11 protein-coding genes are annotated in these 14,786 nt (G+C 60.7%); 2 read left to right on the plus strand and 9 right to left on the minus strand.

Going from position 1 to position 14,786, the window contains the following annotated elements; translation table 11 throughout:
- Nucleotides 1-15: 15 nt before the first annotated feature.
- From ACTJK7_RS00540 to ACTJK7_RS00550, 3 genes are all read right to left on the minus strand, one after another.
- Complete coding sequence (locus tag ACTJK7_RS00540; RefSeq protein ID WP_430757557.1) at nucleotides 16-837, minus strand: hypothetical protein; 822 nt, start codon at nucleotides 835-837, stop codon at nucleotides 16-18.
- Nucleotides 834-2,888 carry an AAA family ATPase gene (locus ACTJK7_RS00545; RefSeq protein WP_430757556.1) on the minus strand — a complete coding sequence of 685 codons (2,055 nt, stop codon included), beginning with the start codon at nucleotides 2,886-2,888 and terminating at the stop codon, nucleotides 834-836. Before ACTJK7_RS00545 ends, ACTJK7_RS00540 begins: the two co-directional genes overlap by 4 nt.
- A 326-nt stretch (nucleotides 2,889-3,214) precedes the next feature.
- Entirely contained in the window at nucleotides 3,215-4,201 is a 987-nt protein-coding gene (locus ACTJK7_RS00550; RefSeq protein ID WP_440779684.1) for a DNA-binding protein, read from the minus strand.
- Between the two features lie 203 nt (nucleotides 4,202-4,404).
- Here ACTJK7_RS00550 and ACTJK7_RS00555 point away from each other — a divergent pair, with 203 nt between their 5' ends.
- Nucleotides 4,405-5,346: a tyrosine-type recombinase/integrase gene (locus ACTJK7_RS00555; RefSeq protein WP_440779683.1), complete on the plus strand. Its 942-nt coding sequence runs from the start codon at nucleotides 4,405-4,407 to the stop codon at nucleotides 5,344-5,346.
- A 277-nt stretch (nucleotides 5,347-5,623) separates the two neighbouring features.
- Here the strand turns inward: ACTJK7_RS00555 and ACTJK7_RS00560 are convergent, their stop codons facing one another.
- The 4 genes from ACTJK7_RS00560 to ACTJK7_RS00575 all read right to left on the minus strand — a co-directional run bounded on the left by ACTJK7_RS00560 (nucleotide 5,624) and on the right by ACTJK7_RS00575 (nucleotide 11,192).
- Nucleotides 5,624-6,868, minus strand: a complete 1,245-nt coding sequence (locus tag ACTJK7_RS00560; protein ID WP_440779682.1) for an OprD family porin — start codon at nucleotides 6,866-6,868, stop codon at nucleotides 5,624-5,626.
- A 136-nt stretch (nucleotides 6,869-7,004) separates the two neighbouring features.
- Nucleotides 7,005-8,537 carry a UxaA family hydrolase gene (locus ACTJK7_RS00565; RefSeq protein ID WP_440779681.1) on the minus strand — a complete coding sequence of 511 codons (1,533 nt, stop codon included), beginning with the start codon at nucleotides 8,535-8,537 and terminating at the stop codon, nucleotides 7,005-7,007.
- Nucleotides 8,538-8,602: 65 nt separating this feature from the next.
- Nucleotides 8,603-9,790: an L-talarate/galactarate dehydratase gene (locus tag ACTJK7_RS00570; protein ID WP_440779680.1), complete on the minus strand. Its 1,188-nt coding sequence runs from the start codon at nucleotides 9,788-9,790 to the stop codon at nucleotides 8,603-8,605.
- Nucleotides 9,791-9,806: 16 nt separating this feature from the next.
- Nucleotides 9,807-11,192, minus strand: coding sequence for an MFS transporter (locus tag ACTJK7_RS00575; RefSeq protein WP_440779679.1), 1,386 nt, complete (start codon nucleotides 11,190-11,192; stop codon nucleotides 9,807-9,809).
- Nucleotides 11,193-11,473: 281 nt separating this feature from the next.
- Here ACTJK7_RS00575 and ACTJK7_RS00580 point away from each other — a divergent pair, with 281 nt between their 5' ends.
- Nucleotides 11,474-12,511: a LacI family DNA-binding transcriptional regulator gene (locus tag ACTJK7_RS00580; RefSeq protein WP_440779678.1), complete on the plus strand. Its 1,038-nt coding sequence runs from the start codon at nucleotides 11,474-11,476 to the stop codon at nucleotides 12,509-12,511.
- Between the two features lie 12 nt (nucleotides 12,512-12,523).
- Here the strand turns inward: ACTJK7_RS00580 and ACTJK7_RS00585 are convergent, their stop codons facing one another.
- Both ACTJK7_RS00585 and ACTJK7_RS00590 read right to left on the minus strand, forming a co-directional pair.
- Nucleotides 12,524-13,426, minus strand: coding sequence for an alpha/beta hydrolase (locus tag ACTJK7_RS00585; RefSeq protein WP_440779676.1), 903 nt, complete (start codon nucleotides 13,424-13,426; stop codon nucleotides 12,524-12,526).
- A 42-nt stretch (nucleotides 13,427-13,468) separates the two neighbouring features.
- On the minus strand, nucleotides 13,469-14,749 hold the full coding sequence (locus ACTJK7_RS00590) for an OprD family porin (protein WP_440779675.1): 1,281 nt from the start codon (nucleotides 14,747-14,749) through the stop codon (nucleotides 13,469-13,471).
- Nucleotides 14,750-14,786: the final 37 nt, after the last annotated feature.

Below are 14,786 nucleotides of genomic sequence, written 5' to 3' on the forward strand. Positions count from 1 at the left end.
GTATAAAGCAACCCATCAAACGGGAAGATTTAGCGCTGCGATGTACTTGCCCATGTACTTATTGATTAGCATGCGGCTAAAACCGACATACGCTTCCTTGGGATCGAGAAAGGCAACCAAATCCTCCAGGTCGGCACCTGGGTCTCTATGCTCTTCCAAGGCATCCACTGTATGTCGAATCGCGGCGCGTACCATACGAGCATGACGTGCGCGCATTTGCAGCAGTTCCGCACGAGCGAGCCCTAGGTAGTAGATGCTGGCTTCACCTTTGCGACTCGGTGCCCCATCTATCAATCGCGCTTGCACGCGTCCATCCTCCAAAAAGACAAGATGGTCAGCAGGATCATCAATACAGGGATTCAGAAGCAGCGGTTCTTCCCTGAGCACAAACCAAGGCCCGGACGCTCGCTTTGTCTCATCAGCAAGGGGGAAGAAATTAGCTTTGCCGATCACCCGGGCATTGCCGTCGCAATCATCCTGTGTTCTCGGTCGGTTGCAGTCAGCGCAGGACAACAGAAGGTTTGGCCACTTGGCTGCTAACCAATAGTATCCAGCTGCGTGCTGAGCAGGCGCATCTTTCGTCTTGGGGCAGATAACCACCTTTCCCTTTGGTCTGTAATGCTCCACATCACCTGGCTGGCTCCCTGCCAGCAGCGATTCGCAGAACATGCATTTGCGTCCAAACAACTCCGCCAGCTTCTCTTTTACGGGATCATCCGAGTAAGCCTTGAATTTGCGATCTTTGGGATCGAGATCGCGGTGTTTCTTCAATTCTGCGAGCCCTTTACGGACTAAACCTTTGGGGGTACTACCCTTCGGGCGTTCGACCTTGATCATGGCTCACCCTCGAGCCGGCCAGCCAATGGCGTGACCTGCTGCATGAGGAACTTGAGCTTCGAGACAGTCGAGTCAGTGAACTGCTGCACGTTGGCGGCAGCCTCAACAGGAATATCGATCGCACCTGTGGTGTCCAGCATCTGCAAGGCCATACGTTCTCGACGGCTGCCGCCAAGGTAGCGTGTGTCCGTTAGCTCAGCCACCAAGTCGGCAAGTGACTGCTCTTCCTCAGCAGACCGCTGTGGTTTGCTCAACAGCTCTTCGTAAGCCTGGATCTTTAGATCGAGCTCAGGATCCACAGTGCTGCGCAGTCCAAAATGCTCGGAGGTAAGAAGCTGCTCAACCCTGAGCTTGGAAACTGTTGGTAGGTTTTCGAGTGCGTAGATATGGTTCAGCCTATCCCGCCGTAGCACAGCAACCTCACCTTCCTTGAGTCCACGCAGGCACAGAGGGTCATGGGTGCTATAGATTATCTGGGCACCAGGAAAAGCTTCACGCAGGGCCGGCAGACACTGAAGTCGCCAGGCCGGATGGAAATGGTTGCCGAGCTCATCGATCAGGACAATGCCCTCAGCAGAATCAAGCGCCGCGCCGGATTGAGAGAGCACCTGCATGATGTCGACAGCCATGCCGATCATGCACTGGTAGCCGTCGCTCAGCTCATGGAGCTGGCGCCCTTCGATACCACCCACATTGAGATTCACGGAACCATCGGCAGCTATGATGACCTGCACCTGATGATCCTTCGGCATCAGTCTGAGCAGTACTTCGTTCACTTCTTCCAGGCGGTGGGGATCGATGCTCTTGAGCCATTCTGATGGGTTGGTGATCGGGAGGAACGGGTCGAAGAGGTTGTCGATCTTCGCGTGGTCTTTCCCAGGCTTCGCCCGGTGACGCTTGGTGGCGAGCAAGCGCGTGGCGCCATACGCCACGACCAGTGAGCGAGAGTGCACATTGCTGAACTTGATTTTCTTGTTGCGCGTGAACGTCATCGAGATCTGATCGCCACCCACCAGGGTGACGACGACTGATCCCTCATAGGCTCCGGTAGCCAGGAGCTTATTGCTGGTGCGGCCAAGTGCTTTCGAATAAGCCTCACCTGACAATGCGAGCGCCAAAGCCCTGAGCACTGTGCTTTTTCCGACACCGTTCTCGCCGAGCAACGCGTAGCAAGGCGCGCTTGATGCACCAGGAGCTTCCAAGTTGAGATCCAAGTGGTCAATGGGCCCGAAATTTTTGATCTGCAGCTGAGTCACGTATTGGGCTTTCTCAAGGTAGGACTCCATACCCTCCTTGGTCTCAGTATCAATCCGCTCGCTAGGCGCAGCAGCTATATATGTTGCGGGTTCATCCCCATGTTCATCTTCGATGGGGCGCGGAAACTCCCATAGAGTCCTGTTGAGTTCAGTTGAAAGCTGGCGCCACACAGCAGCATGCGCTCGATGCTCGCCATCATCGTCCCAGTAAGGTTGACCAGCTGTCAGCAGAACGGCCTGCTCACGCCGGGTTTGCACCAGTTGCCGACGATTGAGATCCAGCAAATCAATGGTAATTTTTCCCCGATCACTAAGCGGAAGCACAATTCCATTGGACTCGAACTTAAGATGGAGATCTGGATCATCACTGCAGGGATCGATCAAGCCTGGCTTTTCGAACGCAACTGTTTCCAGGTACGGACTATCTGGACACGAATCGCCCAACTGGGGAAAGCGTCTCGATTTGTAGCGGTTACATACCGCGCATGCCCAGTAGAGGTTACGCCAGTCCGCTTGCAGGTGTGCGTAGTGCGGCTCTCCTCGCACGCCGGTCTTGGGGCGGAAGCGCTCGATGGCCCCGCTGCCCCGATGTGCATAGCTCTCGCAATAACAGCAGATTGGGCCGAAAACTTTTATCAAGTCATCTGCCAGATCACCTCGGTATTTTCTGAGGATGTCGTCACGGTTAAGCCACCCCTTTGAAGAGGGCCCGTAAAGCTGCTCCCATCGACTCCTGTCATCCGCAAGTAAAGGGATCAGGTATTCAGGGCACTCAGGGCGATGAATTGGAGTCACAGCGGCATCCTTGGCGATCGTTCCCCGCGCAGGGCTGTCGGGGTGGCGGCGGGATCATACGCTGCTCAGACTGAGTAATGCTACTTTGCCATAGGTCGGATTCGCGGGGCACGCCCGCCCCCACAAAGAACACCTCTGAGCTTGCTGGCCGCATAGCTGTCATTCGCGATTCGCCGCTTCGTAAGCGTCCAAGAAAGGCACATTGCGATGGGTTACCCGGCCCGATGTTTTACCTAGGTGCATACGTGAAGAAACGCGTATGCTTGAAACACGGAGGAGTACATTTGTTCTTTCCGCTACGGCTGTGCTCAAGCCTTACTATGTTTCTAACTGTTTTTAGCTCCAATCGCAGCGCGAAGTGCTTCTAGTTCCGTTTCAGACTGCTCGAGCAGTGCCTTCAATTCCTTTGCCCTCTGCTGTGCTACTGCTCCAGTCAGGTGGGCATCGCTAGCCTCCTTATTTTTGGTCTCGAGTTGTTGGGTGAGCAACTCTTTTGCACCCTCTGCTCGCGCAGTCGCCGCGCTGGCAATGCCCAAGTCCCCCCTCAGATGCTCTATAGCATCACGATGCTGGCTGGCCTCCTTGGCATGCTGCCGGTTTTCGGCGATCAGGCGTTCGTTGTCTCGGATCATGCGGGTGGTTTCCTCCTGCTTAACCATCAGCGTCTGCTGAAGCAGAGCCACCTCTTGCTGCATCTGGTAGATCTGAGTTTCGTGACGGTTTAGATCCTGGTCGCGCTGTTCCTTTACTGCTACTCGGTAGTGCTCGAGTGCTTCTCTGGCATGCGTATGCTTCTCCTCCAGAGATTCGATCTGGGCGTCCTTCTCTTGCACGCGAATTTCAAGGTCGCTGCAGCTCTGGCTGATCCGGGCGTTTCGAGTGATCTCGGTTTGAAGGCTGGATTTAACGATCTTGAGTTCTTCGTCCTGAGCCTGCAGGGCTGACTGCAGCTTGGCGATCTCCAATTGCGATTGCTCAAGCTTGCTTTGAAGTGTACCGCTCTCAGCTTTCATCGCTTTGCGTTCAACCTCAAATGCAGCTCTCTCATGCGCCAAGGCTTCGTTTCCCTCATCAAGCAGGCGTTCAAGCAACTTACCCACCAGCTCCGTGAGCTCATCACTTAGGCGCGAAGGCGAAGCCGAGGGTCGAGGATCGTGTGATTCAATCTCCTTCAAACACCGCTGAATTGTTGTCTTTGAGCCGGTATTTCCAAGTTCGATGCGTATCGCGTCGATACTAGGGTTTTGCCCTCTCGACAGCAGCGCCTCGCGAGCCTTGCGCACCAGCACCAAGTTAATGCCGCCTCTAGCCATGTCCGCCCCTACGATTTCGTACTGTTGTACGTTTCATGTAATTACGTGCCACCTTAACATCTTTAGATACCAAATATGCCCTAATTTTTGGCAAGACATAATCGAGGTTTATGGCTTGTCATGCCTCAGCGTGGAGGTAAAATGGCCCGAAAGGCAGTACAAACGGCAAATGAGAGCCGCCCCGGCTCGATATGGAGATTGGCGTGGTTGATGTGCCCAGCAAGGCAGATAGATATCTACAGGCGAGCGTTCGCCAGAACACGTCGAAAAGCTATGCGGCCGCCCTCTCCCATTTCGAAGTGGCCTGGGGTGGATACCTGCCTACAACCACTGAGTCAGTGGTGCGGTACATCGCGGAGTACGCTGACCAGCTAGCGCTCAGCACACTCAAGCAGCGCCTGGCAGCGCTTGCGAACTGGCATCAAAGCAACGGCTTTCCCGATCCCACCAAGACCCCCAAGGTCAGGCAACTGCTAAAAGGCATCCGGGCGATACACCCCGCGCAGCAGAAGCAAGCGGCCCCACTAGCATTGCTGCATCTCGAAAAGGCAGTCGCACATCTCGAAGATGAGGTAGCTCAGGCAAGAGCCGACGGCAATATGGCCGCCCTGCTCAAATCGACCCGCGACATCGCTCTGCTCACAATCGGGTTCTGGAGAGGGTTCCGCGGGGACGAACTGGCTAGGCTCACGATCGAGAACACGCATGCCGAGCGCTACGTCGGCATCAGGTTCTATCTCGGGTCTTCCAAAGGAGACCGGCAGAACATAGGACGGGAGTACAAGACACCGTCGTTGAGCAAGCTCTGCCCGGTCGAGGCGTACCTGAACTGGATCGAAGCAGCGGGATTAACTCGCGGTGGTGTGTTTAGGGGTATTGATCGATGGGGCAATATTAGCGATCGCCCTATCGCAGCCCACAGCTTGATTCCTCTCCTGCGCGACACTCTGGGTAGATGCGGTTTGCCGTCGAAGATTTACAGCGCCCACTCCATACGGCGTGGATTTGCTACTTGGGCGGCCAGCTCTGGCTGGGATATCAAGACGCTCATGGAGTACGTCGGCTGGAGCGACATGAAGTCAGCATTGCGGTATGTGGAACCAGCTCAGAATTTTGGGCGGCTGATCAGGAAGCTGGAGGGGTGAGCCAATACAGCTTCACTTAAGGGTCGGTAAAAAGGGAGAGCGGTTTCATCAATAACGGTAGCTGCAGCACAACCTGGAGCAGGCCAAGGCGCTGCAGGCCACCCACGGCAAATGACACATCGTGCCCAGAACCAACAACGCCAGCAGCGTACTGACCAGTTCCGTGGCTTCGCGCCCCACCCCCGCCGCCGTACCTATTGAAAAAAAGGCCGGTAAAAGACTTTACCGGCCACACCGCCAAAACCCGGCGGCCACTCCTCGTACATGACCTGAGCGATCAGAACAGCGGCAAGGTGTAGCTCACGATCAGCCGGTTCTCATCGATATCGCGTTGGTAATTGGAGCGCAGCGCCGCGTTGCGCCACAGCACGTTGACGTTCTTCAGTGGCCCGGACTGGATGGTGTAACCCAGGTCGGTATCGCGCTCCCACTCGCGCCCTTCCCCGGCGAAAGTGGCCGGGTTGGCATGATCGGCATGGTTGTATCGGGTCGAGAACGTCAGGCCCGGGATGCCCAGGGCGACGAAGTCGTAGGCGTAGCGCAACTGCCAGGTGCGCTCGCCGGTTTCCATGAAGTCGGCAGCCATCATGTAGTTGGTCAGGTAGGCATCAGTGCCGATCAGGTAAGGCATGGCCGTGGAGCCGGAGAGCCCCTGATAGGCGACGCCTAGGGTATGCCCGGCCTGGCTGTAACTGAGCAACACGTTGAGCGTGCGGTTGTCGACCGGGCCGGCCAGCGCCTCACCCTTGTCGTCGCTGATGAAGTAGCGCGCATCCAGCGCCAGTTTGCCGGGGCCCAGCGCGGTGCTGCCGAGCAGACCGACATAGTGCTGGCCGTAGATCTCATCGAGCTCGCCGTATTGATAGCTGAGGCTCAGGTTGGGGTTGACCACGTAGTCCACCCCGCCCATGCGAAAGTCGTCAGCCTCGGGTGTGCCGCTGAAACGCCGGGTCTTGTTGACCAGGCTCATGGCCTCTGTATGGGAATAGTCACGCTTGGTGGTCCGGTCGATCTGCGCGTAGGTGAAGGTCAGGCTATCCAGCTCTTTGGAGGTGAGCACGCCGCCCTGGAAGGTCTGCGGCAGGATGCGCCCGGTGCTGGAGGCGATGGTCGGGTACTTGAGCAGCTGGGTGCCGATCTTCAGTTCGGTCTTCGACAGACGCGCCTTGGCGGTAATGCCGAACTTGCTGTACTGGTCCGGCGCGCGACCGTCGTCGCCGACCGGCAGCAGGCCAGTGCCGCTGCGGCCAGGGCCTGAATCAAGCTTCAGGCCGAGCATGCCGAGGGCGTCGACGCCAAAGCCGAGTGTGCCGGAGGTGTAGCCGGAGCGGAAATCGAGGATGAAGCCCTGGGCCCATTCTTCGCGCTTGGAGATGCCGGCGTCTTCGCGGAAGTCGCGGTTGAGGTAGAAGTTCTGGGCTTTCAGGGTGGCCTGACTATCTTCAAGGAAGCCTTCGGAATGGGCCGGAAAGGTGAAGCACAGCAGTGAGGCAGCAGGCAGGATCTTGTTGTTTTTGTGCATGGCTGGTCCATTCGGCCAGGTTGGAGTGCTGGCCGTTATTGTTGTGACTGTCTGGAAGGGCCCTTCGCGGCTGAAGCCGCTCCTACAAGGACCGCACAACACCTGTAGGAGCGGCTTTAGCCGCGAAGAGGCCAGGTCAGGCGAGCACGCCTATCTGCCACGGGCAGAACTCATCCTCGCCCAGGCCATTGAGCTCGCTCTTGGTCGCCTCCCCCGAGGCATGGGCGAGCAGGCGCTCGAAGATTTCCTGGCCCATCTGGGCAATGGTCTTGTCGCCGTCGATGATCTGTCCGCAGTTGATGTCCATGTCGTCGCTCATGCGCTGGTACATGGGCGAGTTGCTGGCCAGCTTGAAGGTCGGCGCCGGCACCGAGCCAAAGCACGAGCCGCGTCCGGTGGTGAAAGCGATCAGGTTGGCTCCGCCGGCGATCTGGCCTGTGGCCGAGACCGGGTCGTAACCGGGGGTGTCCATGAACACGAGGCCGTGGGTTTTCACCGGATGGGCATACTCGTACACGTCCATCAGCGGGGCGTTGCCGCCCTTCTTCGCGCCCCCCAGGGATTTTTCCAGCACGTTGGCCAGGCCACCGGCATTGTTGCCGGGGCTGACCCGGCCATTGATCTGGGTATCGCGGCCGCGGTTGTACTCCAGCCACCACTCGATGCGCTTGATCAGCTTGCGGCCCACCGCCGGGGTGGCGGCGCGGGCGGTCAAGGTGTGCTCGACGCCAAAAATCTCCGAGGTTTCCGAAAGGATCGCGGTGCCGCCATGGCGCACCAGGATATCCACCGCCGCGCCCAGCGCCGGGTTGGCCGAAAGGCCGGAGAAACCATCGGAGCCACCGCACTGCATGCCGATCATCAGGTGCTCGGCGGACACCGGCTCGCGGCGCGCCTGGTCGGCCTTGGGCAGCATGCCTTCGATCAGCGCGATGCCCTGGTCGGTGGCACTCTTCACCCCGCCGACGTCCTGGATCACCAGTTTCTTCAGCATGTCGCCTTCCACCAGCCCTTCCTGCTCGAAGAAGCCGTGAATGTTGTTACGTTCGCAGCCCAAGGCGATGACCACCGCACCCACGGTGTTGGGGTGCTTGATGTAGCCACCTATGGTGCGACGCAGCAGGTCCATCGGCTCGCCGGTCATTTCCATGCCACAGCCGATTTCGTGCACATAGGGCACCACGCCATCGATGTTGGGGAAGCCGGCCAGGCGGCGCTCGTCGAAATGGTTGGCGATCTTGCGCGCCACCGTGGCGCCGCAGTTGCCAACAACGAACACGCCCAGGTAATTGCGCGTGGCCACGCGGCCGTCCTCGCGGACAATGCCCTGGAAGGTCGCGCGCTGATCGGCCGGCAGCAGGTCGGTGGGCACGTAGTCCAGTCCGTAGCGGTAGTCGCGATCGGTCTCGCCGAAGGCGATGTTGTGGCTGTGCATCCAGGTGCCAGGCGGCAGGTCCTCGGCGGCATAGCCGATCACGGTGTTGTACTTGAGCACCGCTTCGCCCTTGGCGATCAGCCGGGCAGCGACCTTGTGCCCCAGCGGCACGGCTTGCCGGGTGGTGACACCTTCACCGGCGATGGCGGTGCCGGCAGGGATTTCGATACGCGCGACCACGACATTGTCGGCGGCATCGAGGCGAATGACGGGGCTGACTTCACGGTGACTCATGGTGTTTTCCTATGGGTGTTGTCACCCATGGCGGTGGCGACACAAGCGCCACCGCCATGGCTGGCTCAAGGGCGTTTGCCGAACTCGATGCTGTGCTGGGTCCAGGCCTGGGCCTGTTCGCTGAGGGAGAAGCCCAGGCCCGGGCGGTTGGGCACCCACATGCGGCCTTCGCGCAGTTCCAGGCGCTCGTTGAACATGGGCTCAAGCCATTCGAAGTGCTCCAGCCATGGCTCTTCCGGGTACGCTGCGGCCAGATGCAGATGGATCTCCATGGCGAAGTGCGGCGCCAGCTTCAGGCCCTTGAAGCTGGCCAGGCTCATGATCTGCAGGAATGGCGTGATACCTCCGACCCGTGGCGCATCAGGCTGGACGAAGTCACAAGCGTTGGCGGTGATCAGCTGGGCATGCTCGTTGAAGCTGGTGAGCATCTCGCCGGTGGCGATGGCGGTGTCCAGCGACGCGGCCAGGGCGGCGTGGCCCTCGACGTCGGCACTGTCCAGCGGCTCCTCGATCCAGGTCAGGTCGAACTGCTCGAGCTTGCGGCAGAAGCGTTGGGCGGTGACGCGGTCCCATTGCTGGTTCGCATCGACCATCAGCGGGAAGCCTTCGCCCAGTTGCTCGCGCACGGCCTGCACACGTTTAAAGTCGATGCTGGTGTCCGGCTGGCCGACCTTGATCTTTATGCCGCCGATGCCATTGCCACGGGAGGTATCTACGTTTTCCAGAACCTTTTCCAGTGGCGTCGAAAGGTAGCCGCCGGAGGTGTTGTAGCACTGCACCGAATCGCGGTGAGCGCCAAGCAGCTTGGCCAGCGGCAGGCCGGCGCGCTTGGCTTTCAAGTCCCACAGAGCAATGTCGAACGGCGCGATGGCCTGGGTGGTGAGGCCGCTGCGGCCCATCGAAGCACCGGCCCAGAGCAACTTGTTGTAGAGCTTGGCGATGTCGTTCGGGTCTTCGCCCAGCAGGGTCGGGGCAATTTCCTGGGCGTGGGCATACATACCCGGGCCGCCGGCGCGCTTGGAGTAGCCAAAACCAATGCCTTCATGGCCCTCGCGGGTGCGGATCTCAGCGAAGATGAAAGCGATTTCGGTCAGCGGTTTCTGCCGCCCGGTCAGCACCTTGGCATCGCTGATTGGCGCGCCCAGTGGCAGCACGGTATACGACAGTTTGATCCAGGCGATGCTGTCGGTGGTCGCTTCGCCAGGTTGCAGGGCAGCGATTTTCGGGTCGATGTAGACGTTGCTTTCTATCATGGAGTCGTCCTCGGAATCATTGAGCGTTGGAAGGTTGGCCCGTCAGGTCGGACAGTTGCAGGCGCTGGATGCGGCCGACGATCACCAGGTAGGAGAACGCCGCCAGCAGGCCGTGAGCGCCAACATAGATGAGTGCACTGTTGAACGAGCCGCTGGAGTGCAGGAGGTAGCCGATCACCACCGGAGTGACGATGCCGGCGGTGTTGCCCAAGGCGTTGAACACGCCGCCGGTCATGCCGATCATTTCTCGCGGGGCAGTGTCGGCCACTACGCTGAAACCGAGGTTGCCGAAGCCCTTGCCGAAGAACGCCAGGCTCATCACCGCGATCACCAGCCACTGCGCATCGACGTAGTTGCACAGCATCATGGTCGAGCTCAGCAGCACGCCGGTGATGATTGGCGTTTTACGGGCAATGCTCAGGGACTTCGTGCGGCGCAACAGGTAGTCGGAGAAGAAGCCCGACGACACCGCGCCGATCAGCCCGCACAGGGCCGGGATCGAAGCCACAAGGCCGGCCTGAAGGATGTCGAAGCCACGCTCCTTGACCAGGTAGATCGGGAACCAGGTGACGTAGAACCAGGTGACCGCACTGACGCAGTACTGGCTGATGAACATGCCGACCAGCATGCGGCTCTTGAACAGCAGGCCGACTTCGGCCAGCGAGCTGCGGCGCTTACCCTTGGGCAGCGAAGCCTGGGCTTCGAGGTCAACCAGCGCTTCACCCTTGCGCAGGTAGTCGAGTTCCTCGCCATTCATCTTCGGGTGGCTGACCGGCAGGTAGTAGTTTTTCCACCAGATCGCGGCAATGCCGAAGCCGACGATGCCCATGACGATGAACACGTACTCCCAGCCGAAGGCGTAGCACAACCAGCCCATGAACGGGGTGAAGAACGCTAGCGAGATGTACTGCGCACTGTTGAAGATGGCCCCAGCCATGCCCCGCTCCGCCGACGGGAACCAGGACGCGATCACCCGCGTCGAGGCCGGCCCCACCGGCGCCTCAGCCACACCCAGCAGAAAACGCAGGCCCAGCAGCAGCGGCACGATCATGCCGACGAAGTGCACCAGGCCCATGCACACGGTGAAGGCCGACCACACGCAGATGGCCAGGGCCATGGTCTTCTTCGAGCCGAAGCGGTCGGCCAGCCAGCCGGAAGGGATCAGGAAGATCACGTAGGCCCAGCTGAAGATCGAGAACAAGTAGCCCATTTCCACCGAGCTGATGCCGAGCTCCTTGCTCATGTCGGAGCCCGCCACCGACAGGGCAGCGCGGTCACCGCTGCTCAAGGCCAGGACCATGGTGATCAGGGCCAGGATCAAATAGCGATAGCGGGTAGCTGTGGTGGATGCGGCCACGGCACCGGGGGCAGGCCCGGCGGCGTAGGTGTCGTGATTGTGCATCGCGGTTGCCTCATTGTTTTTATTGGCGTCGTGCAGGGCCTTGCACCGGCACCTGCTTCAAATTCTGGCAGCTTGCAGCCCTTGGCAGAGCTGTTTCCGAGCAATGACAGCGTTATCAAATGACAGCGCTGTCATTAATCCTAGACCTGAGCCGACGGGCTTTGCAAATCGCCGTTCGCAGTGAATTCCCATGCATTGGGAATGAGCAGGAAATGCAAAAAACCGCGCGCCGTTCCGGTAGAATCGGCAACATGCTCAAAGCTCCCGTCCAGAGGCCCCCGATGCTGGAAACGCCCGCTACCGTCGCTGATTCGAAACCACTGCTGGCCCCCCCTGCCACACTCGATGACGTGGCGAAGATGGCCAAGGTCTCGCCCATAACCGTTTCCCGGGTGATCAACCGGCCGGAACTGGTATCGGAAAAAACCCAGAAAAAGGTACGCAATGCCATCCGCAAGACCGGATATGTGCCCAACATGCTCGCGGGCGCACTGGTTTCGCAGCGCAGCAGGCTGGTCATCGTGGTGGTGCCGAATGTCGCCAACCGCGCTTTCGTCGACACCATCACCCAGCTCGGCCTCCGCCTGGCCAAGGCGCGTTACCAGTTGCTGCTGAGCCAGTCGGACCTGGCACACAGCAGTGAACCGGAACTGATCGACGCGATCCTCGCCCGTCGCCCTGACGGCATCGTGCTGACCCGCCAGTTGCAAAGCCCGGAAGCGCGGGAAAAGCTGATCACCCGTGGCATTCCGGTAGTAGAGACCTGGGAGCTGGCGCAGGACCCGATCGACACTGTGGTCGGCTTTTCCCACGAGGCCGTCGGCCAGGCCATGGCCGAGCACATTATCGAACGCGGCCACCGCCGCGTGGGCCTGGTCTGGAGCGACGACGCCCGCGCCACTCGCCGGCGCCAGGCGTGTGCCGATACCCTGCGCAAGGCCGGTGTCGAGGTAGTTGCCTGCGAGCTCGAAGCCGTGCCGGTGAACATGGGCCACGGCCGTGAAGCCATGGCCCGGCTGCTGGCGGCCAAGGTGCCGATGGACGCGGTGATCTGCAGCATCGACCTGCTCGCCCAGGGGGTCATGGCCGAGGCCCAGGCCAACGGCCTGCGGGTGCCTCAGGACCTGGCGGTGATGGGCTTCGGCAACCTGGAATTCGCCGCGCATACCCACCCGCGCCTGAGCACGGTAAATGTTGACGGCGGGCGCATTGGCCTGCGTACGGCAGAGTTGCTGCTGCAACGGATCGAAGGCAGCCTGGGGCGTGGGGAGCAGGTGGAGGATGTGGGCTTCAACCTGGTGGTTCGCGAAAGCACCTGAAGGCTGCGCTGGTCAATCGCCCGTCCAGCGCAGCAACTGCGCCGCCATGCAATCCCAGGCCTGCTCGACTTCGGCCACCCCGAATGCCCGCAGGCTCGAATGCACCATGCCCTCTCCCACCCAGGCCCGGGCCACCCCGCCCGCCGTCGCCAGCGCATCGGCATAGGCCAGCCCGTGATCGCACAGCGGGTCGACCCGCGCCACCAACACCAAGGCCGGAGCCAGCCCGGCAAAGTCTTCAGCCTCCAGCGGCATCGCGCAGGGGTCATTACGCTGCGGCGCTGCGGGCACGAAGCCTTCCAATGACTTCATCAACCCCGCCACCGTCATCATCGGCGCCTCGGCCTGTTCATGCATCGATGGCAAGTCCTGCCGAGCCGTCAGCACCGGATACACCAGCAACTGCCCCAGCGGCTGTTGCAACCCGTCACGGCGCAATGCCAAGCACAGGCCCGCAGCCAGCGTGCCACCCGCGCTGTCCCCAGCTACCATCAGGCACGCCGTGCTGAGACGGGGGGCGACGACCCCGGCCCGTAAACCGAGCCATGCGTTCAGGCAGTCCTCCAGCGGCGCCGGATAGGCATGTTCTGGCGCCAGCCGGTACTCCACGGCGACGATCGCCAGTGGCACCCGCCGCGCCAGAGCATGGGCAAACCAGTCATGGGTGTCGAGGTTGCCCAGGTCCCAGCCGCCGCCGTGCAGGTACAACAGCGTCGGCCATCCCCCGGGCGGCACTTCGCCCGGAGGTGTGTAACAGCGCAGGCGCAAGCCCTCCAGTTCGATATCGGCAACCTGCCAGCCCGCCGGCCGCGGTGGCGTGCAGGCGAGGCAGGCGGCGAGAAAGGCTTCGCGCCGGGCCGCCAGGCTGCCGTCACGCGGAGCGAAGCGTTGACTGTTCTCGATGTAAGCCTGCATGGCAGGGTCTAGCAGACGGGATACCACGGGCAATTCTCCAGGTCAGAGCAAAGGCAAGGTGTAGGCGATGATCATCCGGTTTTCATCACGCCGGCCGGTGGCATCGCCCTGCAGTTCGACGTTGCGCCAGCGCAGCGCCAGGTTCTTCAGTGGCCCGCTCTGGATCACGTAGCTGATGTCGAGGTTGCGCTCCCATTCGCTGCCGCCCTCGCCGGCCACCTTGAAGTTGTCGCCTTTCACGTAGCGGGCGAACGCGGTCAGCCCCGGTACGCCAAAGGCGGCGAAGTCGAGGTCGTAGCGGGCCTGCCAGGAGCGCTCCTGGGCGCGGTCGAAGCGCAGCACCTGTACAGCGTTGGCCACCCCGGGCAGGTCGGTGTCGTGGATGAACGGCAAGGCGCTATCGCCGGCGTTGTATTGGTAGCCGAGGCGGAAGGTCTGCGCGCGCAGGTTGGCGCTGAGCATCGCCGAGGTCATGCGGCTGTCGAGTTGGCCGGCCTTTTCGCTGCCGGATTCGCCGGTTTCGAGGTAGTTGAGCGTGCCGGAGAGGTTCCAGTCACCGGCCTTGAGGGTGTGGGTGCCGGTGTACAGGGTTTGCTGGTAGACATCCGCCAGGCGACCGGTCCACACCCCCAGGGAGCTCTGTGGCGTGGCGCGCCAGGTGCCACCGAGGTAATCGAAGCGGTCGCTGAACACGCTGTAGTAGTTGCCCACCTGGATATCCCGGGCGCCGGCGAATTCGCGCTGGTTGACCCGGCGCATCTCGCCCAGGCCGATGTCTAGATTGTTCAGCTCGCGAATATCAAGCATCGCCCCTTCGAAGAACTGCGGCAGCAGACGAGCGTCACCAGAGCTGACCAGCGGGATCTTCGGGAAGAGCCCACCCACCTTGAGTTCGCTTTTCGAGTACTTGAACTTCACCGCCGCCGTGGCCTCGGAGAAATTGTCCACCGAGCGCGGATCGGCATTGCGCGGTCCACCGGCACGATCATAGGCCCCCGGCAGCAGCCCGGTGCCGCTGCGCGAGGGCGACGAGTCGAGCTTCAGGCCAAGGCCTGCGTACACATCCACGCCCACCCCGACCGTCGTGTCGGTATAACCCGACTCGCCCTTGAGAATGAAACCCTGGGCCCACTCCTCCAGCTTCGACTGGGCAGGTTTGGTCGAGTCGCGCAGGTCGTGGTTGTAGTAGAAGTTGCGAAAGATCAGGTTGGCCTTGCTGTCTTCGAGAAGTGCACCCTGGGCATACAGCGGGCCGAGCCCGAGCAGCAGGGACAAGGGTTTTGCAGCGCGAGCGAAGCCCGCTCCAGTCGAGGAGTGTTTCATTGTTGTTGTGCTCTTCTTATAGGTATGTAGGGTGTTG

This window comes from Pseudomonas sp. 22085, from assembly GCF_052045815.1.
GTDB classification, from domain to species: domain Bacteria; phylum Pseudomonadota; class Gammaproteobacteria; order Pseudomonadales; family Pseudomonadaceae; genus Aquipseudomonas; species Aquipseudomonas glycinae.